Source organism: Pseudomonas sp. PS01301 (assembly GCF_029960215.1).
Taxonomy (GTDB): Bacteria; Pseudomonadota; Gammaproteobacteria; order Pseudomonadales; family Pseudomonadaceae; genus Aquipseudomonas; species Aquipseudomonas coleopterorum.
Genome location: NZ_JASCPM010000029.1, coordinates 18,430 through 37,603 on the forward strand (window position 1 = coordinate 18,430; position 19,174 = coordinate 37,603).

The 19,174-nt window shown below is 57.8% G+C and carries 11 protein-coding genes; 3 read left to right on the forward strand and 8 right to left on the reverse strand.

Annotation, left to right across the window (positions count from 1 at the left end; translation table 11 throughout):
• The first annotated feature begins 19 nt into the window (after positions 1–19).
• Together QMX89_RS15520 and QMX89_RS15525 are read left to right on the forward strand one after the other, a co-directional pair.
• Positions 20–865, forward strand: a complete 846-nt coding sequence (locus QMX89_RS15520) for a DUF6602 domain-containing protein (RefSeq protein ID WP_282348878.1) — start codon at positions 20–22, stop codon at positions 863–865.
• A 2-nt stretch (positions 866–867) separates the two neighbouring features.
• Positions 868–1,191 carry an SEC-C metal-binding domain-containing protein gene (locus tag QMX89_RS15525; protein ID WP_282348879.1) on the forward strand — a complete coding sequence of 108 codons (324 nt, stop codon included), beginning with the start codon at positions 868–870 and terminating at the stop codon, positions 1,189–1,191.
• Positions 1,192–1,343: 152 nt separating this feature from the next.
• Here QMX89_RS15525 and QMX89_RS15530 read toward each other — a convergent pair whose 3' ends face one another.
• From QMX89_RS15530 to QMX89_RS15550, 5 genes are all read right to left on the reverse strand, one after another.
• On the reverse strand, positions 1,344–1,898 hold the full coding sequence (locus QMX89_RS15530) for a tail assembly protein (RefSeq protein ID WP_282348880.1): 555 nt from the start codon (positions 1,896–1,898) through the stop codon (positions 1,344–1,346).
• A 3-nt stretch (positions 1,899–1,901) separates the two neighbouring features.
• Complete coding sequence (locus QMX89_RS15535; protein ID WP_282348881.1) at positions 1,902–2,255, reverse strand: hypothetical protein; 354 nt, start codon at positions 2,253–2,255, stop codon at positions 1,902–1,904.
• A gap of 390 nt (positions 2,256–2,645) precedes the next feature.
• Positions 2,646–2,843 (reverse strand): hypothetical protein, encoded by a 198-nt coding sequence (locus QMX89_RS15540; protein ID WP_282348882.1) that lies wholly within the window; start codon positions 2,841–2,843, stop codon positions 2,646–2,648.
• Positions 2,844–2,971: 128 nt separating this feature from the next.
• Positions 2,972–3,157, reverse strand: coding sequence for a hypothetical protein (locus QMX89_RS15545; protein ID WP_282348883.1), 186 nt, complete (start codon positions 3,155–3,157; stop codon positions 2,972–2,974).
• A gap of 21 nt (positions 3,158–3,178) precedes the next feature.
• Complete coding sequence (locus QMX89_RS15550) at positions 3,179–3,370, reverse strand: phage major capsid protein (protein ID WP_282348884.1); 192 nt, start codon at positions 3,368–3,370, stop codon at positions 3,179–3,181.
• A gap of 780 nt (positions 3,371–4,150) precedes the next feature.
• On the opposite strand from QMX89_RS15550, the gene QMX89_RS15555 reads away from it, so the two are divergent.
• The gene (locus QMX89_RS15555; protein WP_049859000.1) at positions 4,151–6,055 is read left to right on the forward strand and encodes a methyl-accepting chemotaxis protein; all 1,905 of its coding nucleotides are present in this window, start codon (positions 4,151–4,153) and stop codon (positions 6,053–6,055) included.
• A 226-nt stretch (positions 6,056–6,281) separates the two neighbouring features.
• Here QMX89_RS15555 and QMX89_RS15560 read toward each other — a convergent pair whose 3' ends face one another.
• From QMX89_RS15560 to QMX89_RS15570, 3 genes are all read right to left on the reverse strand, one after another.
• Positions 6,282–6,470 (reverse strand): hypothetical protein, encoded by a 189-nt coding sequence (locus QMX89_RS15560; protein ID WP_282348885.1) that lies wholly within the window; start codon positions 6,468–6,470, stop codon positions 6,282–6,284.
• A 999-nt stretch (positions 6,471–7,469) separates the two neighbouring features.
• Entirely contained in the window at positions 7,470–7,898 is a 429-nt protein-coding gene (locus QMX89_RS15565; RefSeq protein ID WP_049858999.1) for a hypothetical protein, read from the reverse strand.
• 15 nt (positions 7,899–7,913) lie between these two features.
• Positions 7,914–19,157 (reverse strand): hemagglutinin repeat-containing protein, encoded by an 11,244-nt coding sequence (locus QMX89_RS15570; protein ID WP_282348886.1) that lies wholly within the window; start codon positions 19,155–19,157, stop codon positions 7,914–7,916.
• Between the last annotated feature and the right edge of the window lie 17 nt (positions 19,158–19,174).

The following is a 19,174-nucleotide window of genomic DNA, read 5'->3' on the forward strand; positions in this document are numbered from 1 at the left end:
ATCAAAGTCGAGGTGCCCTATGAGTTTGAAAGAATTATTCGCATCAATCGAAATGACGATGCTTGGTAAATTCAGGGAGTCAGGATTCATTCGGCACAACGGGGATAAAGGGGAGAACAGGGAAGAGATACTTATAGACTTTCTTCACAAGCATCTGCCGTCACGCTATGGTGTTACTAAAGGTGAGGTGCTAACACAGAACGGCCAACGCTCTCACGCCGTTGATATTATTATTTACGATGCCGTCAATTGCCCTATACTCTACTCAGGTAAAACCTCAATACTTCCAATGGAAGGGGTTTATGGGATTATTGAAGTCAAGTCATCGCTATCCAAAGCAGAGTTTGATGATGCTGCGAAGAAGATTGCATTTTTCAAAGAGCTAGCACCCCGAGACCTTGGAGTCGTGCAGACCGATGAGCATGTAACTTTAGTTAGACCCTCTAGGCCATTCGGTATAGTTCTAGGTTACCAGCTCGCAGGTAATTCGCTGGAATCCCTCAAGCAAAACTGGCAAGTGCAGAGTGCCGTCACTCACGATGTGAATTACTTTGTAAACCTCGTCTGCGTTTTAGGGGAGGGGCTACTAAGATATGAGCATATTGATTTTAGTGCAGGTGAAAAACATATGCTCTTGGATACGGATGAGTTTGTTAATTTGGTATTGACTGCCCAAAAGCGCGCCAAAAATGCTGAGCCCGAACTTGAATCTTTGCTTCGCATTGTGATTGAAGGTGCTAAAGACGCTACGTTTGGCAGGTTCTTCACCTATCTTCTGGTAATGCTTACTAAGATGAAGTTGAGAACTCCTGAGCTGGGACGCTACATCGACCCCGACATGCCAATCACTGTGATGAAGGTGTAATCATGGCCAAGATCGATCTAGACGAGGCTTGTCCTTGCGAATCAGGAAAGCTTTATCGAGACTGCCATATCACTGCGGTGATTCAAAGAACACTGCCGAAGATAGAGGAAGAAATATGCCTCAAGGTAATCCCCGAGCCAGATCCAAATACGAGGACAGTTTTTGAGAAAACCAGCAAAGGCACTGTTCTGTTCCAAGGGTATGACATTGGAGTAGCGCTATGCTGTGAAAAATGCCGATCCCATCTTACCCAAGGTATCGCAAGAACGCAGCTATTGGGCATTGTGATCAGATGCAACAGCTGCGGAGCCTTCAATGAGGTCTAGTCACAACCACACTTACATTAACTTGTCTTCAAAGAGTATCCTCAAAATTGAGGATACTCTAGGCGCCCCGAATTAAGGATGTTTAAAAGTAACCCTGGCTCACATTAAGCCTTGTCATCAGCGTAGATCGAGGCGGATATGATCGCCCCGCCTCAGCGGCGCTTACCTATACAGATCGGTAGCGGATTGCCGCTGGCGGTGGTGTTTTTGGCAGAGCCGAAAGCGTAGGAGGGCAGGTTCTCTGGAGAGCCACTCTGTGATAAGCCATTGGCCTGGGGACTGAGCATCTGCATGACACCGCCGGCGGTGTTGGCAATGCCGGCACCCATGATGGCTGAGGCAGCGGTGCCGGCTGTTATGTAGCTCGCGATGACTATCAGCGCCACACCAACAACTGTTTGTAGAACGCCAGCCCTTTTGGATCCTTCGATAACAGGTACGATGCGGAGCTCTCGTAGCCCACCTCTTTCAAACTCATGCTGGCCAACGTTCTTTCGGTTTTGGATGATCGCAAAGCGCATCCCTAGTCTGCTGAGCTTGGTCACCTCTTCTGCAAACCCCTCCACGGTATTTCCCAAAGCCTTGAACGCCTCCCAGACGCTACCGCTGGACAGCTGATAGTCCTTGTAGCGAAAGAAACGGCGTGCCATAGACCCTGAGAGGTAAACGCGCATCATAGGGGTGTAGCGGGCTGCTGTGGCGGCCATGACTCAACTCCTGGGCGCACTGTCGGCGCCGTGATTTGGTATTTGGGTTCCCAGCTGCATTGCCAGCAGCATTCGGGATGCGCGGGCGTCATCGCGGATCGCCTTTTCGCGTCTTGGGTCCGGATTCCACACTGAGCAATGCGTTGAGGCCTGGGGCTTTGCGAACTTATCGATGCTGGTAAGCAGTTCGGCAGATATTGCAGCTTCTTCGGCTGTGAAATACGGGCCGTCTATGTCGCTCCGGCCACCTTTGACGATGGTTGTCACTGACCAAACGGTGTAGCCGCCGGTGGTGTTCGGCGCTTTGGCGAAGTCGGTCACGCTGCAGGCCGCTTTGAAACGGTCGATGGGGCTCACAAGCCCAGCTCCTTGCCGATTTCCCGCTCGGTCATGCCTCGAGCCAGGCCGCGCCGCGCGTGCCATTTCGCAAACTGCCTGGTGCTCGAAGCGCCTGGCTAGGGATTCGGCCTTAGCGGCGATGCTTCCTGCCAGTTCGCGGGACATTTCAGGGACTGGTGGTCTTGAGTAGTCTGAGTTTTCGGCGCTCACGGGCAGCCTCCTAGAGTTAACATGTCCGACGGCGGGTAAATCTAGTGCAGCCCATACTGGGCGTGGCCTGCAGCGGTATGCCTGATCGGCATTTGGCTTTAACACTTTTAACAAAAAATCCTGAGGGGAAAAAAATCTGTACGTGGGGTCGGAAGCGGTCTAGGTCAGCGAACCTTCCAGACTTTCGACCCGCCCCCCCTAGTAGTCCGGTGCGATGTACGGCGGCGCCGACCGCATCTGCTCCAGCGCTTCTGCTGCGCTCAGGCCGCCGGCCAGCAGTCGATCAATCTCTTTGCTCAACCGCTCGCGCTCCCCCATCTGGCGCAATAGTGCGCGGCTGTGGGCGATTTGGTTGAGGGCTCGTTGGATTGGCTTGGGTAGATGCGTACGGCTCATGGTCTTCTCCGGAGTGAATAGAAAGGCCCGCAGGGCGGGCCAGTATCGGATCACCCCACAAAGGAAAAGGGGGCTCTGACTGCTGCGGTTATGAGGTCGTGGCACTCACAGCTAACCCACGCCAGGCGTTACGTAGACGATTTTCCCTGGGCGGCTGCTGTACCGAGCGTTACCAGGCGAGTGGCTGTAGGCGCGAAGACGGCCAGGCCAGCGCGGAGCTCGGCGAGAATCGTGACCAGGTTGCGCTTGAAGTTGTCGCCATCGTGGCGGCTCGCTTCTACCGTCACCTCCTGCCGGTCCAGCAGCGCAGCCACAGTGGTATCTAGGATCAGCGCTTAGCCCTGCGGCATACCATTGGTGACGACGACAGGCGTACCCCACAGGCTGGGCGGAGCAGGATCACGTGGCGTGCCAATGACATACTGACCGTCGCCGCCTTCTGCACGCTCGCTCTCGATGGCGAACCAGTCATGTGGGTTCATGACGATGGCGTTGGGATTCCAGCCGTCGGCCTTGAGGTTGGGCAACTGGTTTGCCGGTGGTAATGCCGGTAGCGATGGCCTGTTGTTTAAAACCTAAAATTTCACCTGATCCACCTTCGTCGATGATAAGCGCAGTTTCTAACTTCTGTCGCACGCCTACCCATCAGCGTGTTGATCTGCGCCTCAAGCTGGTTATTGTCCTGTAACACCTGCAGGCTTGCAGGAATCCAGATAGCGATGTTGGCGATACCGGCGCGCTCCATTTTGGTAGGCATCTCCCACTTAGCCTTCGGGTCACCTTCCTACTTCTGGTAAGCCGCTCCATTGATGTAAACGTCCAGACTAGCGGAATGGTAGGTCGCGATGGTGATCGGCACGATCAGCAGCACATCTAGCAGGCTAAGCCGCGGCTTTGGAATCCCGAGCATGCCGCCCTCTTCATGCTGAGGTGCAGTTAGGTGACTGGTTGAACCTGTGACGCCTCTGTCAGGGTCGTAATTGCGACACGCACGCCGACTTTTCAGCTGATCTGGCCGGTTGACTTCAGTCAGGCCTGGAGGCCGGTGATGTCCTTGTGCACAATCCAGGGGATGCTTATCGAAAGATAAAAAAATCGGCTTTTTTGGAAAAATATTCCGACATACATTTTCTAACAAAAAATAGCACGCTAAGCACTGAACTTTCTCCAAACTTCGGAACACTCAGAACAAACACCTCTTTTAAAAATAGTTGTTAAAGATTTCCCACTCCCAGCCGATGGCATTGACGCATCAATGGCATGGAGGAGCCGACTGGAAAACTAAAACATCTATTCGAGAGGCTTACATGTTTAACAATGCGTTGACCAACTTATCAGTCAGATCAAAGTTGGCGCTCGGGTTCACGCTCGTGATCGTACTGACGGTCCTGATCGCCCTGACGGGCTGGCGAGGCATCGCCTCCATGAGTGAGCGCAGCGAGCGCATCACGGACATTGCCAAGCTCAGCACCCTGACCCGAGACATGCGCATAGCCCGACTGGTCTATGGCCAGAACTCTGACGACGCCAACGCCGCGACCTGGCTGAAGGCCTACGAAAATCTCGATAACCACCTTGCCTACCTCAACAGCGTATTGAACTCCGAGCTTAATATTCCTCATGTGAAAGCGGCCATGGCGGCCATGAAGGAATACAAGGATCATTACAACAGCATCATCGCTGCCACCCGCGCGCGGGAAGCCAGCAGGGATGTCTTCGGCACCGCAGCCGACACCGCAGACGCCAAGTTGCGACAGTTGAATGGGCGCGCCAACTCAATGGATGGCGACGCCGCGCAACGCGAAGCGGTGCAACGGGCCCTCATGCTGTTTCAAAAAATGCGTTTCGATGTGCGTGGGTACACCTACACCCTCAAACCCGAGGCTCAACAGCTGGCCGCCGCCTCGATTGCCGCAGCCTCCGATTACATGAAAAGCCTGACAAGTTCCGGCATCGACGCCTCCGCTGTCGCCAGCCTGGTGGACTCGATGAACGCCTATGGATCCGCCATCAACGGATTCTCGTCTTCGCAAGCCACTATCAACCAAGGCCAGGCGGGGATCTCGAAGAACATCGAAGTCCTGCTCGGTTCGGCCAATCAACTGGCGCAGAACCAGGTAGCCCTGCGCCTTGCAGACGTCGATCAAGCCAACCGCATGCTGATTCTCTGGCTCGTCGCCGCGCTTATCGCCAGCGTCCTGGCGGCCTGGATCATCACCCGGATGATCGTCATTCCACTGCGTGAAACACTGCAGCTGGCTGACCGCGTCGCCAATGGCGACCTGACCCACAATGAAGCCCCAACGCGCAAGGATGAACTTGGCCTGCTGCAAACCAGCATGCACCGCATGACCTTGAATCTGCGCCAGTTGATCGGCGGCCTGCGCGATGGCGTTACCCAGATCGCAAGCGCTGCCGAGCAGCTTTCCGCCGTGACCGAGCAGACCAGCGCCGGAGTGAACAGCCAGCGCACTGAAACCGACCAGGTCGCCACCGCCATGAACCAGATGGCTGCCACCGTGCAGGAAGTTGCCCGCAATGCCGAGCAAGCTTCGAATGCCGCCGTCAGTGCCTCCCGAGAAGTGCGCGAAGGCGATGCCGTGGTTTCCAAGGCCGTCATTCAGATCGAAACACTTGCCACCGAGGTCGGGCGCTCCAAAGTTGCAATGGACGAGCTGAAACAGGAAAGCAACAAGATCGGTGGCGTGCTCGACGTGATCAAGGCAGTGGCCGAACAGACCAACTTGCTGGCCCTCAATGCCGCCATCGAAGCCGCACGCGCCGGTGAGGCCGGACGCGGCTTCGCCGTGGTCGCCGATGAAGTCCGCAGTCTTGCCCAGCGCACTCAGACTTCGACCGAAGAAATTGCGATCTTGATCGACGGTTTGCACAGCCGAACCGCACAAGTAGCGACCACCCTGGAAAACAGCCGCCTGCTGACCGATGACAGCGTTGCCTTGACCCGTGATGCAGGTACCTCCATAGGTAACATCAGCCGATCCATCACGACCATTGAGTCGATGAACCAGCAAATAGCCGCCTCTGCCGAAGAGCAGAGCGCGGTGGCCGAGGAAATCAACCGCAGTGTGATCAACGTTCGGGACATCTCCGAGCAGACGGCTTCGGCGAGTGAGGAAACGGCATCGTCCAGCGTTGAGCTGGCACGATTGGGTGTGCATTTGCAGGGGCTGATGAGTAAGTTTGTGCTGTGATGTAGGGTTTCGAAGAGCTGCGATTTTGTGAAGCCCCAAGTCAGCGCTTGGGGCTTGTTTGTGGCGGTTACTGGAGTTGGGAGGTTTGGGGCGAGATGAGTGCTTAGGCTAAGAGGTGACCCAACTTGGATCAACGTCAGCGACGTTGGCCGGTGCAGATAGTGCCTGATCAAAATACGTGTATTGGAAACGAAATCTGTCAAATATCAGATAAAAATTCATGAAACTATTTTTCTGTCATTTCAAACTCTGGCCCTTCGACCATTGCTATTAGCGACAATAGCGCAATATCTAAATTTTTCGTGAGAGAAAAGTTCAGATCTTGATAAATTTTAAGCGCTTGTTTTGATATCTTAAAAATATCAAACCCATCAGCAGCTATTCTTCCAAGCCTGTCAGCCACCAATTCTTCCATACTCAGCGCCGCTCCCAACTCTTTACCTCTACTCCGGTCGGAGGGTAGTGTTGAGCATCAACCGGCTGCCCATCAATACTTTTCGGGTGGACACGAATTACTTCTCCTGAATGGTCTTGGGTCTCAATCCGTTGCCTCGTACTGCCCGTTTTAGGATCAAACTCTGTGGCGAAAGAAGTACCTCGAGTCGGTCCTTTTATCCTAGCAGGAACCTCTTGTGCGTAGTAACGAATACAACCATCGGGCAATGTGTAGTGATCAACTGACCCTGGACACTGCGTTAAGTTTTTCCTCGGCAACCGCAGACGCCAACCCGGCATTGAATTGGAAAGAATAAGTGCTATAACTTCCAGCATTAACTTCTCAATAGGCAAATCAAATGAGTCTTCAAACTCACCTTAGGCAAAACCTACCTCACTTTTATCTTCAGCCCATGAGCTTTGCTGGTTGAGCTTGAACTTGGTATAGCTATAATAGCTACCCAGAAACCAAGCCCGGACTTCACTACAGGTTACTCTATCTTCCGTTACGACGTCTTCCTCGGCGGGTGCAATATAACACCCTGACTGTCAAAAATATTAACGGTAATATTGGGGTACTTCGCCTTGACCTGCTCAGCCACATTCAGACAGCTCGCACATGCCGATTTCTCCGTATGGATACTTACTGTTCCTCTGGCGGAGGTGTTTTTCCCCAATTGGTCAGCACTACTATCTAGAATTTTGTATTCCGCACCTATCCCTCGACAAACCAAGTCTCCGGCCTTGTTGGGTACAGATTGAGCGACGAAATTCCGATTTCCGGAGTCAACAAGTCCCTTACCAGCATCAGATGCTTGGCTGTGTGCAGCCATCTGCTTAGGCATTCCGGGAATATCTATTTCCGTGACAGCTACGTTACCACTTCGCGGTAAACCAGACGGCAATCCAGCTCGAACGTCGATGACCCGTTGGGCCATCGGAGCAGTGTCGATAATGGTCGCAGTCGCTTTTGCACCGTCTAAATTTCTAGCTTAGATAAAACTACGCCATCTGAGACCTTAATCATACCGTCAACGATGGACAAGTTATCCTCCGACTCCAAAATGCTAAAGCCACACCCTCCAAAGTCAAAATACACACCAATACAACCATCTTCCACGTCCGAAATAGCATACTTATAAACAGCAAGCAGATCTTTACCAAAATAACTATTCAACTCATCCGAACTCTGGATCGGGTAAGCGAAATCATCGGTAACATCATCCAGGGCTAATAGCTTTGGTTCAGGATCAACAGGCAAAATTCTTATCATACCCTCCCCGATATCTAATGAAATCCACCCCAAACCTGAAAGCCTAAAAAACAGAACCAGCATTTTACAAACTAAAGATCCCGACATAAAAAAAGACCGAAACCTAAACTCACAAATACTCTCACCAATGATCATAACTCTACCCTCTGCCTAAAACTTTGAGGATTTATCCGGAATCAAAGTATCAAAATCATACTTTCCATCTGGCAACACTCGCAGACTCACAGTGCTATTGGTCTTGGAACTGTAGATATGAATTAGATCATAACTTCCTCGAACACTGGAGCTAGGAATCACTTTACTGACAGCCGTTATATTTTCTAATGTTTCTTTCACTGCCAGCTTAGCCCGCTCGACACCGGCGCGACTCATCTCGTAAGGCAACCTACCCTCACCAATCTTCGTGCCCAATTTCTTATTTAGGCTTGCTGTTTGAGAGCCAAGAAACGCATCAACTCCCCCAAGATCAGGAAGTTTTTGAATTCCTTTTGAACCTCCGCTCACAACATCCGCCCCGACTGCTCTAAGCTCATTACCTGCGTACCGCTGCCAATCCGGATGGTAAGGATCGGCCTTCATCTCTTCCGTAACTTTGGTAATGCTCGTCGGCTTGGGAGCTTCCGCTGTCGCTTTTGCACCTACCCCCCCCCTCTCAACAAGCGCACCCGACTCAGCATCCGTCAGCGCGCCTGTCGCATTCACATTTTTCGAAGCGACCCCTTGCGCTCCTTCAACCCCCTTCCAACCCGAATATAGCCCAGCCCCGAGTCCAATGGCACCCAAGATAGCCTGTGCACCTGCCAGCACGCGATCTTCCGTCGATGCCTGCAATCCTGTGATCGGGCTGCTCATACCCGCGGCGGTAGCCGTTTGGCAGCCGAACGCTGCGGCGCCAAAACTGCCACAACCCGCCGTATAGAGCTCTTCGGAGATTTCTTTGAGCTGGGTCTTGAGATTGGCCGCCTGCACCGCAGCTTGCGCTCGAGCGACCACTGCCTGCTCGTCGTTGAGAGGCTCCAACACCCACTCTTCACCCTGCGCGGTGACGACCGTTTTGTCGGTCACACGGCATTGACCGCTCGGGGCGTTGGCGCAGGGTTTCAGGTCGCCGGGTTGAGTGACGTAATCCACATCGTGGCCAAAGTCCGCAGCCACGGCCTCGGTTTCACGCTTTAGGATGCTATCGCCTTTGGCTCTCAGCGCATTTATCTGCGTAGCCAGCTTCTGGCACTCCGCGACGCCTGAATCTGCGCACGATGCTTTGTATTTCTGCTCCAACTGACCCAAAGCAGCCGTGTCCACGGTGCTTAGATGGTTGTTGTTGACCGCATTTTGAGCGGCACTGCCTCCGGCAACCGCGCCCGCCGCATCGCCTGCCAGCAACCCAGCTGCCAAGCCGCCTGCCAGCGTGGAGAGAGCTGAAACTGTCTGCTTCTCGGTTTCAGTCAGGTCCTTGGGTTGCTTGTCTGGATAAAGTTGTTTGGCGATCAACTCACCAATGCTGGCGCCTGCGGCTCCCGCCAATGCTTCATTGCCTTGTGATTTGGCAAGCACTGCACCCAGTACGGCGTGGGCCATGAGGTTGGCACTGGTGTCTGGGCCCGTGATGTCCTTGATCTGCTTCGCAAGGTATGGCGCAGAAGCTCCTGTAATCGCCTGCCCAATGTCCCCCCCAGCCAACCCTTGCACTGCGGCAGTGACAGCTTGGACCGCTTGCTGCAGGCTGCTGCCCGTGCCGTATGCCGCCATGGCGTCCTTGTAGGCGCCGGTTGACTGCAGCACTTCGATGTATTCTTGCCGGTCTTTGTAGGACGCATTCGGATCTGCGCCCGGCATGGCTTTCTGCTCGGTGCTCAAATGTTCCTGTGCTTCGCGGGTGGCGACGATCTCGCCCTGCGTGCGCACAATGTCCATCGTCTGGTTACCGATCTCTCCAATCAGCTGGGCCTGGCGAAGCCGGTTGCGTTCCTTTTCCTTGTCGAATATCGGGCTCAGTGCATGGTTGGCATGCTCGACGTCTCGGCTGAGCGTGGACACATCCTGCTGCTGGGCCGCAGTATCGCGGACCACCAAGGTGCCGTTGGATACGGCCGCGGAGGTGGTGCTGTGATCACTGCCATCGTTGTTGGCGCCGACTAGCAGTACGTTGCCCGTATTGTTCGTGAATATAGAGGCTGGGTTGCCACCAGTACTCGCGTTAACGCTTTGATGGGTGGCTGCATACTCCGCCTCGTTGCGCAGGTGAGTCCAACCCAGTGTGCCGGTACTCATGCTGTTCTTGTCGGCGGTAGCGGTGCTGCCGATCACGGCGCCGTTGAGTTGGCTGTGGTTGGCGACACTGACTTGATAGCCGCCTTTTCCGGCAAACAGGCCGGTCTGCTCCTGCACGCTGTTGAAATCTGAGTTGAGTTTGCTCTTACTGAAGTTGACTGAGCCACCGCCCGTCATGCTGCCAAAAGTGAAGCTTGCGCCACCGCTAATACTGGTCTGTTTGGAATCGTATTTGTCGGTGTCCTGCAGACTGGACATGGTCAGGTCGCGACCTATGTCGGCAACTACTTGCCGCGCATTGGCCTGGGCGCCTTCAAGTAGAGTGTCGCGACCGCTTTTGAGCGTCAGCTTGTTGCCAGCATCAAGCGTAGTTTCGGTCCAGCTGGTGCCGTTACCTCTTTCCTTGCCAGAGCTGCTGTTGCCGTTGGCAAACACGCTCAGGCCTGCACCATTGGCCCCTACCCCAACACTAACGCCGACGGCACCCCCACTGCTGCTGTTGGAGCCTTCAAGTTTCTGGGTATTGGCTCCCGCTGCCAAGTGGATGTCCTGGTTGGCGGCCAGCAACATGTCACCAACGGCCTTGAGCTTGCTGCCGACGACCGTGATATCGCCGCCGCTACCGTCAGTACTGCCAGTGGCGATAACATTCAGGTTGTTGCCCGCCGTGGCGCTGCTGCCTTGGCTGATGCTTTGCTGTTGCACCTGCTTGGCACTGGATTTCTGGGTACCTAGCGACAGACTCACACCGAACATGCTTCCAGGCTGCGCCCCCGACTCAAGCGCTTGCGCCCCTTGGTAGGCCTGATAGCCATTAAGAGCTGCCTTGACGCCTTGCAGGGCTGCAAGGCGAGAGTTCTCCTCCTCGTTAGCCGCTTTCGCATTCTGCACCGTGGAATTGGCCGCCTCGCCAACGGCGCCAGACAGTGCCAAGGTCAAGCCGCTTTTCTTGTTTTCCTGAGTCTGCCTGTAGTTGGTCTGGTTCTGCGCTTGAGCGATGCTCACATTCCGACCAATAAGGTTGATGTCATTGCCAGCCACGACATCCGAAGCCGTGATCGACATATCCTTGCCTGCCGTCATGTTAACATCGCCCCGCACGCTGCCGATGGTGCTGCCCTTCTGGGTTTGCCCATCACTAGCCTGGGTCACGGTATTCTTGGAGGTCCCAAGCGTAACCCCGATGCCGCCAGTGCTCAGCAAGCCGGACTTTTTGGTGGACTGGCTGTGTTGCGAGCTGAAACCTTCGGCGGCGCTTTCCACCTTAATGTCGTTGCGTGCGTGAATATTGGTGTTTTCAGTGGAAATCACATTGCTGGCGGATACCACAACGTCATGCCCTGCCTGAACGGTGGAGGTATTTCCGCTCAAGGTAGCGCCTACCAGTACGGTCTCAGCCGATGCATCTTTTTTTATCTTGCTGGTAGTTGAAAGACCCAGACCGCCGGATTTGGACTTGGCACTTGCAGAATAGAAGTTGCTTTGGGCTGCACCGAGGTTGACATCGTTGCCCGCTAGCACTGACAAGCCGCCTTTGTCTGTGACCACCGCTGAGCCGGTGACATTGATATCGCGCGCGGCAACCAATGTGGCATCACTGCCCGCCTGGATGGATGACGAAGTAACTCCCGCCCTGTCGCTTTCTGTCATTCGCGAACGGGTCTTGCCAAACGACCCCTTCTTGGTTTTCGAGTAGTACGAATAATCCGTATTTTGCGCAGATGCCACGTTCAGGTCGTTACCGGCATACAAGTACGCCTCGTCGGTAGCAGTCACACGACTGGCGATGATGTCCAGATCCTTGCCGGCCGACAACGCCACATTGCCAGCCGCCGACACGCTGCTGCCTACCTGGCTGACATGGTCTTCACGCGCGGTGACTTTGCGTGAGTTGCTGTAAGAATGGGTTTCGTCTGCCGCGTTGGCCAAGGTCAGGTTTTCGGTGGCGGACATGGCGACATTGCGCTTGGCATCTATCTGGCTGGCGATCGACGTCACATCACGCCCTGCGCTGACGGATACATCGCGACCCGCGGTCAGCATCGAGCCTCTCTGCTTGACGGCTTCGGTACCGGCCCGAGTTCCTAGCAGGTTGCTGTTCACGGACTGCGCACTCGTCACGTTGACGTCACGTCCGGCGCTGATGGTCAGATCCTGGCCAGCTTGCAACACCCCACCCACATCATTGACATCCCGCCCCGCCCACACGCTCAGATCATTCGCCGCCTCGATCCGAGCGGCCGTGTCCGCGAAGTCCCTGCGTTCGCTGCGGTAGCCGCTACTGCTTTGATGGCTGGTCACCGTGCGTTCGTTGATCACGTCGCCGTTGACGGCGGTCAGGCTCACGTCGCGACCGGTGATCACGCCACCGGCCTTGTTAACGAGGGTGTTGCCTGTCAGCAGGTCAAGTCGGCCGCCGGCCTGTACCAGGCCGCTGTTGACCAGGTTGTTGCCAGCGTTGGCGCTGAGGTTGTTGCTGGCTTTCAGGGTGCCTGCGTTGGTGAGGTCGTTACCGGAAACCAGGTTGACGTCGCGACCGGCGATCAACGCGCCGTCAGGGCCGAGGCGGTTGTTGGCCTGGGCCAGGTACAGCACGGGCACCAGCACGTTCTCGCCGTTGACCTTGTACTCTTCCAGCCAGACGATGTCGTGGGTCAGTGCTGCGACTTGCGCCGAGGTCAACGTGGTACCGACCGACAGGCCCAGTTGCTGCTTGCTGGCGATGGCGTTGTTCATCAGGTACTTGAACAGCGCTTCGTCGGAGTGCTGGCCGTCGATGAAGCGTTGGCCGGTACGAGCAACCAGCGCTTGCTGGATCAGCTTCTGTTCGTAGAAGCCGTCGCCCAGGCGCTTGGCGCTTTCGTCCGGGTTGTAGCCCAGGCCTGCCAGCAGGTAGTCCGAGCTTAAGAATTGCTTGAGGTCGGTGAGTGCCGGATTGGTTTCAATCAGGTATTTGTGCGCCGGTGAGGTGCTCTGGGTTTCGGGCAGGCCTTGGACGCGGTTGATAGAGCCGGGTACGTGACCGTCCATTGCCTGATGAGAAGCGACTTGACCCTCCACCCGAACGGTACGGCCCTCGCTGGTGTCGGCGGTCTGGGTGCGCTGGGCTGCATCGATGCTCGCGCTGCCGATGGTCCAGCTGTGCGGGGCGGCATCGGCCTGTTTGGCGGCGGTGTCCGTGGCGGCTAGGTCACTGAGACGGAACAGGCCATGCTCTCCACTGGGCAGGCTGAAGCCCGGCAGAGACAGCGGGTTGATCTGTTGCTGGGCGAGATCGGGAGGCAGCTGCGCGTCAAGACTGACTCGGGTACTGAAATCGCTGCCTGACGCACCGGTGTCGGTGCGGGCGCCGCTGCTGACGTAGTGGTAGTCGTTGCGTACCACGCTGTTGTCGAAGTTGTTCTGAGCAGTAATGTTGACGTCGCCAACCGCCTGAATGACCGCCGCGTAGCGTTGATCACTGGCTGCCAGTTGCGTCACACGGGCGTACTGGGGAAGCTCGGTCTCCGTGTAGGCCAGGAAGTTGCTGATACCTGCTTCCAGACCGCTCAGGTTGTTGGCGTCGTAACGAGCACCTTCAAGCCAGTACTGTTCGTTGAAAGCATTGGCTGCCCTGATCAGCCCGCGTCCGCCCCGCTGGCGGTTGGTGCGGAAGGTGCGCACGTATTCGGTGTCGCCCGTTTCGATGCCGCGGTTGAACAGGTTGGTGACCGAGGCGTTCAGGTTGCCGCCCGTGGCAATGGTGCTGCTCTGGTTGAGCAGGTCGCCGCCGTTGAAACTCAGGTTGCCGCCTGCGGTGATGCTCGATGCCTGGCTCGCTTGGGTGACTTCCAGCTTTTGGCGTTCCAGGACTTCGAAGACGAAATTGCGTTTGCCCGAACAGTCGCCGGCGTTGACGCCCTCGATACAGGCCACCTGGTAGATCTTGCCGGTGTAGATGCCGGCGTCATTGACGGTGAGCACTTCGCGCACGTTTTCGATGGTACTGGCAGCCAGGCTCATGCTGCCGTCACTTTGCAGCGTCGAGGAGCTGTTGCGAATCAGGTTGGCGTGGCCGCCATTGCCGTCGCGATCAATGCGCAGATTGGCCAGGCTGTAGACGTCGGCGTAGCGGTTGGTGAAGGTGTCGACCTGCAAGCCCATGTCACCGCCGCTGAAGAGCAGTCCCCGCTCGTTGAGCAAGGCGCCGGTCTTGAGCGTGAGGGATCGGGCACTGCCGAGGGTGCCGTAGTTGTCGATGTTGCCGGCCGTGATCACGGCGTCATCCACAGAAGTGATGCGGCCCCGATTGAGCAAGGTGCCGCCAACGGCCAGCTTCAAGCCAGCGCCGGAGGTGATGCTGGCCGGAGTCGCGAGTTGCAGCTGGGCGGCGTCGATCTGCAGGTTGCCCAGGCTGGTGACGCGGCCATTGCCCGAATAGGTACCGCTGAGTCCAAGCCAGAGGTCACCGTCACTGGCCAGCTTGCCGTCGTTGCTCCAGTTGACGCCTTCACCGCGCAGGCTCTGCGAAGCGAGCAGCTGGCCGCTGGCGGTCTGGTGAAAGTTGCCGACCTTGATGGTCAGGCGCCCGGCTTGGAGCACGCCGCTGTTGGTCCAGCTGTCGGCATTGAGGGTCAGGCCACCACGGGTGACCAGGCTGCCACCAGCGGCGGTGACGTTGGCGCTGGAGATATTGAATTCACCCAGGCCTACGTGCAGCAGAGAGCCGTTGGTATTGCGGAAGCTGCCTGCGTCGACCGTCAGATCGGCGTTCGCAATCTCGATCACGCCACCCTGGTTATCCAGCACACCGCCCACGCGATACACCGAGGCGCCGTCCGTACCGAGTGCGCGCAGGGTGCCGCCCTGGTTATCGAGGTTGGCCGCGGTGATGTCGAAGAAGGAGTCGCTTTCGATGATGCCGGAGCGGTTGATCAGCGTACCGCCCAGGGCAAAACGCACACGGCCGCCGGCCATCTGGCCAGCGTTGGTGAGGGTATTGGCGTTGACGTCGATCAGACCTTTTGCATACAGGCCACCTGCGCTGTTGTTGAGGTCAGCGGTGGTGATGCTGGCGTCGCCACTCTGCGCGGCGATGCGGCCGTTCTGGTTGTCGAGGCCGGCCAGGGCCAACAAGGTCAGGCGCTGGCCTTGCAGGGTGCCTTGAGCGTTGAGCAGGCTACCGGCCATGCGCGCTTCAAGAGCGCCGCGCAGGCTGGAAAGGATGCCGCCGCGGTTGTCCAGGCTCCCGGCGTTCAGTAACAGGTCGCCGTTCTGGGCGATGAGACGACCGTTGGCGTTGTTGATCGCGCCACGGGTGTGCAGCGTCAGGCCGGTCTGGCTCTGTACGGCACCCCCGTCGTTTTCCAGCTCAGCGGCGCTGAGGCTGACGGCGCCATTCTGGCTGTAGATCAAACCGTCGGCGCCGTTCTGTACGGTACCGCTGGCGTCCACGGTCAGTTGATCGAGCGCCGCCAGCGTGCCACGGTTGCGGTTGTCCAGGCTGCCGGTGAGCAGGCTCAGCAGACTTTTGCTGACCAGTTGCCCACCTTGGTTGTCGATGTGCGCAGCGCGCTGAATGCGCAGAGGGCCGCCGCTGGCGAATTTGCCTTGAGCGTTGATCAGGGTCCCCAGCAAGTCGAGCGTGATGCTGCCGTTGCTGGCCCATTGACCACTGGTATTGTCCAGTTGCGTACCGGTAAAGCTCAGGTCCTGCTGGCTGTTGACGGTCCCGGCGCGGTTGCTCAGATGCGTGGCTCGAACGGTCAGTTCTGCGCCGCTGTCGATCAGACCGCCCTCGCTGTTGTCGAGCGTGTCTTGCACGGTCAGGCTTTGCCCGGCGCCGCTGCTCAGAATGCCGCCTTCGCTGTTGTCCAGGCGGGCACTGTCGATGTCCAGACGTCCGGCACTGGCCAGCGCACCGGCGTTGCTGTTGAGCAGCGCCCCGCTCAGGTTGACTGCCAGGTTGCCATCGCGGCTGGAAACGGTGCCGTTGTCGCGGTTGTCCAGGCTGCTGCCCTGCAGGTTCACACCCTGCCAACCGGACAGCAGGCCATTGCGGTTGATGATGGCGCCGCTGATGACGGACAACTGGCCGCTGCTGATGACTTTGCCAGCACGGTTGTCGAGCTGGGCACTGGTCAGGGTGTAGCTCTGATTGCTGGAAATTTCGCCGTTGCGATTGTCGACGGCGCCGATGCGGTTGAAGGTCAGAGGGCCTTCGCCGTTGATCAAGCCAGCGCTGTTGTTCAGCGCGCCACCGTTGAGATCCAGACGCACAGCGCGGTTGCCGAGCAACTGGCCGCCCTGGTTGTCGAGGTCGGCGCTGTGGATGTCCAGCACGGTTGCCGCGTTGATCAGGCCATTGTTGCGGTTGAGCAGGCTGCCCTGGCTGGTCAGGTTCAGATCGCTGCGGCTGGTGAGCACGCCTTCGCTGTTGTCCAGGCTACCGGCCTGTACGCTGAGCGCGGCGGCGGCAATCTGGCCTTTGAGGTTGGCCAGGGCCCGCTCGATGTGCAGGGTCAGGGTCTGGTTGCTGAGCAGCTTGCCCGCGCTGTTGTCCAGGCTGCGGGCTTTGAGGGTGAAGGCCTGGCTGCTGGAGATTTCACCGCCTTGGTTGTACACCGCGCCGACGTTGCGCAAGGTCAGCTCCGGTGCGTTGAGCAGGCCTTCACGGTTGTCCAGGTCACCGCCGTTGAGGTCCAGCGTCAGGGCGCTGTTGCTGAAAAACTGCCCCGCCTGCGTGGCCAGCCCTTGCAGAGTGGCCGTCAGGGCGAACTGGCTGCCGATGCGGCCGCCGAGGTTGCTGACCTGCTGCGCGCTCAGATCGAGGGTGTTGGCACTGCTGACCTCCCCGCCATCGTTGTTGAATGCGCCGGTCGTCAGCTTCACCGCACCCTTGCCGCTGATGCGGCCGCCCTGGCTGTTGTCCAGGCTGGCGCTGGAAAGAGTCAGGCCTTGATCGGTGACCAGTTCGCCACCGCGGTTCAAGATCAGGCCGCGGCTGTCCAGGGTCAGCAGGCCTGCACTGGACAGCTTGCCGCCCGTGTTGTCGAGGCTGCCGACGTTCAGGTGCAACGCCCCCTCGCTGCTGATCAGACCTTTGTGGTTGAGGGCCGCACCGGTGAGCAGGAGATCTATATTGCGCTGGCTGAGCAGGCGCCCACCGCTGTTGTCCAGGCGGTCTGCTCGCAGGTTGATACCGGCTTTGCCGGACAGCAGGCCTTTGGCGCGGTTGAGGACGTTGGCGTAGGCGAGGATCAGGCTGCCTTGGGCCAACACTTGGCCGGCATCGTCGTTGTCGAGTTGGCCACCGGACAGCTCGATGTCCGCTTGCGAAGACAATTCGCCGCCACGGTTGTCCAGGGTGTCGACGTGCACGTTCAAGGCCTGGGTGGCCGCCACTAACCCGTTCCGGCGGTTGTCCAGGTGCGCGCCTGTGAGCAGCAGCGCACCTTGGGCGATCAGCTTGCCATTCTGGTTATCCAACCCCTCAGTGCGGACCTCCACGTCTTGCTGGCCGACGATCTCACCCTCGCGGTTGTCGATGGCGCCTGCCTGCACCCGCAGCAGGGAGTCGCCGATCACGGTTCCGGTGCGGTTGTCGAACAGGCCGCTGGAGGTGATATCAACCGTGCCACGGCCGCTGAGCAGGCCTTGCTGGTTGTCCATGTGGTCGACAGCCAGTTGCAGGCTGCGGTCGCCTTGCAGGATGCCGGTGCGGTTGTCGCCGGTCACGGCGTTGACGCTCAGCTGGTTCTGGCTGGTGATGCGGCCCTGACGGTTGTCGAGATCTTTGACGGTGACAGTGGCGCTCTCTGCCGCCCTGATCTGGCCGCTGCGGTTGTCCAGATGGTCCGCGCGGGCCTCAAGGTTGGCGCCGCTCAGGGAGCCGTTGCGGTTATCGATGGCACCTGCGCTGACGACTTTCAGGTTACGGCTGGCGATCACGCTGTTGCGGTTGCTGAACGCTTGCGCCTCGAGGTGTACGTCACCGTGGGCATTGCGGCTGTTGTCCGCATTGATCCCGGCTTCGATGATGCCGCTGTTGTTCAACTTCCCGCCGCTGCTCAGGGTGATGCTGTCGCGGGCGGCCAGGTTGTTGCTTATGGTCAGGTTGCCACGGGTCTGCGCCCGCAACTGGCTGCCTGCGTAGACGGGGCCTTGGGCATCCAGGCTTTGCGCCGTGACGTTTACGGCACCGCTGGCCGCCGTCTGGGCCAGGCTCAGGTGACCGTTGGCGTCGAGCTGGATGTCACCGGCGCTGGCCGCCAGATGACCGGCCAGCTTCACCCCGACGCCGGCTTCGGTGCCCACCAGCTTGATCGCACCGGCATACATGCCGCCCAGTGCGGAACTGTCGATGGCCAGTTGCGGCTTGGCCGAGCCGTCATCGGCACGGGCGGTGGCCTGCAGGGTCGCGGCGTCGACATCGTTGCGTCCCGCCACGATGGCGAGATTGCGCGCGTTGATCTGTGCATTGATCTGGGCCGAGCGGGTGATGATTTCGAAACCATCGACATTGCTGGCGTTCAGGCCCTGGCCGTCGATGGAGATCGCGCCGCCATCGACCTGATAGCGCTGCACCCGGCCGTTCTCGACGATCGGCTTGCCGGTAGTCAAGGTCACCTGCGGGGTGTTGATGAAACCGCAGCCGTTGCAGGTCATGCCATAGGGGTTGGCGACAATGACCTTGGCCGATTGTCCGGCGACTTCGGTATAGCCACGCAGCTGACTGGGATTGCCGCCGGTGACTTCGTTGAGAATGACGTTGGCGGCGGAGCCTGCCAGGTTCGGATTGCCAACGATGATGCCGCCCAGTTGAGTGTTCTGGGTGCGGCCGGTGGCGTTGTTGAGGATCACGCCCTGGCTGCCGACGTTGTAATCCTTGTACTGGTTATGGGACAGACCGGTCGCATTGGGTGTCGCAATGTTGACGATCGGCACACCGTTGCCGGCCTGTTGCAGGTTGGTCCCCGAACCACTGACCACGATGCCTTCGGCTTGCGCCCACAGCGGTTGCCAGAACATGACGTTGGCCAGCAGCAACGCCAGTGCGCGCTTGGGCAAGCCGCAAAATTGCTCACGGGGCTGAATCCGAGCCGAAGTTTGTCGGGCCAGAAAAGCGAACTGGCGAACGTCCATGTCGATTACCTACTGAA

Bases quoted from the DNA above. Each gene is read 5' to 3' on its own strand.
- QMX89_RS15520 (WP_282348878.1), top strand. From the start codon at position 20: ATGAGTTTGAAAGAATTATTCGCATCAATCGAAATGACGATGCTTGGT.
- QMX89_RS15570 (WP_282348886.1), bottom strand. From the start codon at position 19,157: ATGGACGTTCGCCAGTTCGCTTTTCTGGCCCGACAAACTTCGGCTCGG.
- QMX89_RS15560 (WP_282348885.1), bottom strand. From the start codon at position 6,470: ATGGAAGAATTGGTGGCTGACAGGCTTGGAAGAATAGCTGCTGATGGG.
- QMX89_RS15565 (WP_049858999.1), bottom strand. From the start codon at position 7,898: ATGATCATTGGTGAGAGTATTTGTGAGTTTAGGTTTCGGTCTTTTTTT.
- QMX89_RS15555 (WP_049859000.1), top strand. From the start codon at position 4,151: ATGTTTAACAATGCGTTGACCAACTTATCAGTCAGATCAAAGTTGGCG.
- QMX89_RS15540 (WP_282348882.1), bottom strand. From the start codon at position 2,843: ATGAGCCGTACGCATCTACCCAAGCCAATCCAACGAGCCCTCAACCAA.
- QMX89_RS15530 (WP_282348880.1), bottom strand. From the start codon at position 1,898: ATGGCCGCCACAGCAGCCCGCTACACCCCTATGATGCGCGTTTACCTC.
- QMX89_RS15525 (WP_282348879.1), top strand. From the start codon at position 868: ATGGCCAAGATCGATCTAGACGAGGCTTGTCCTTGCGAATCAGGAAAG.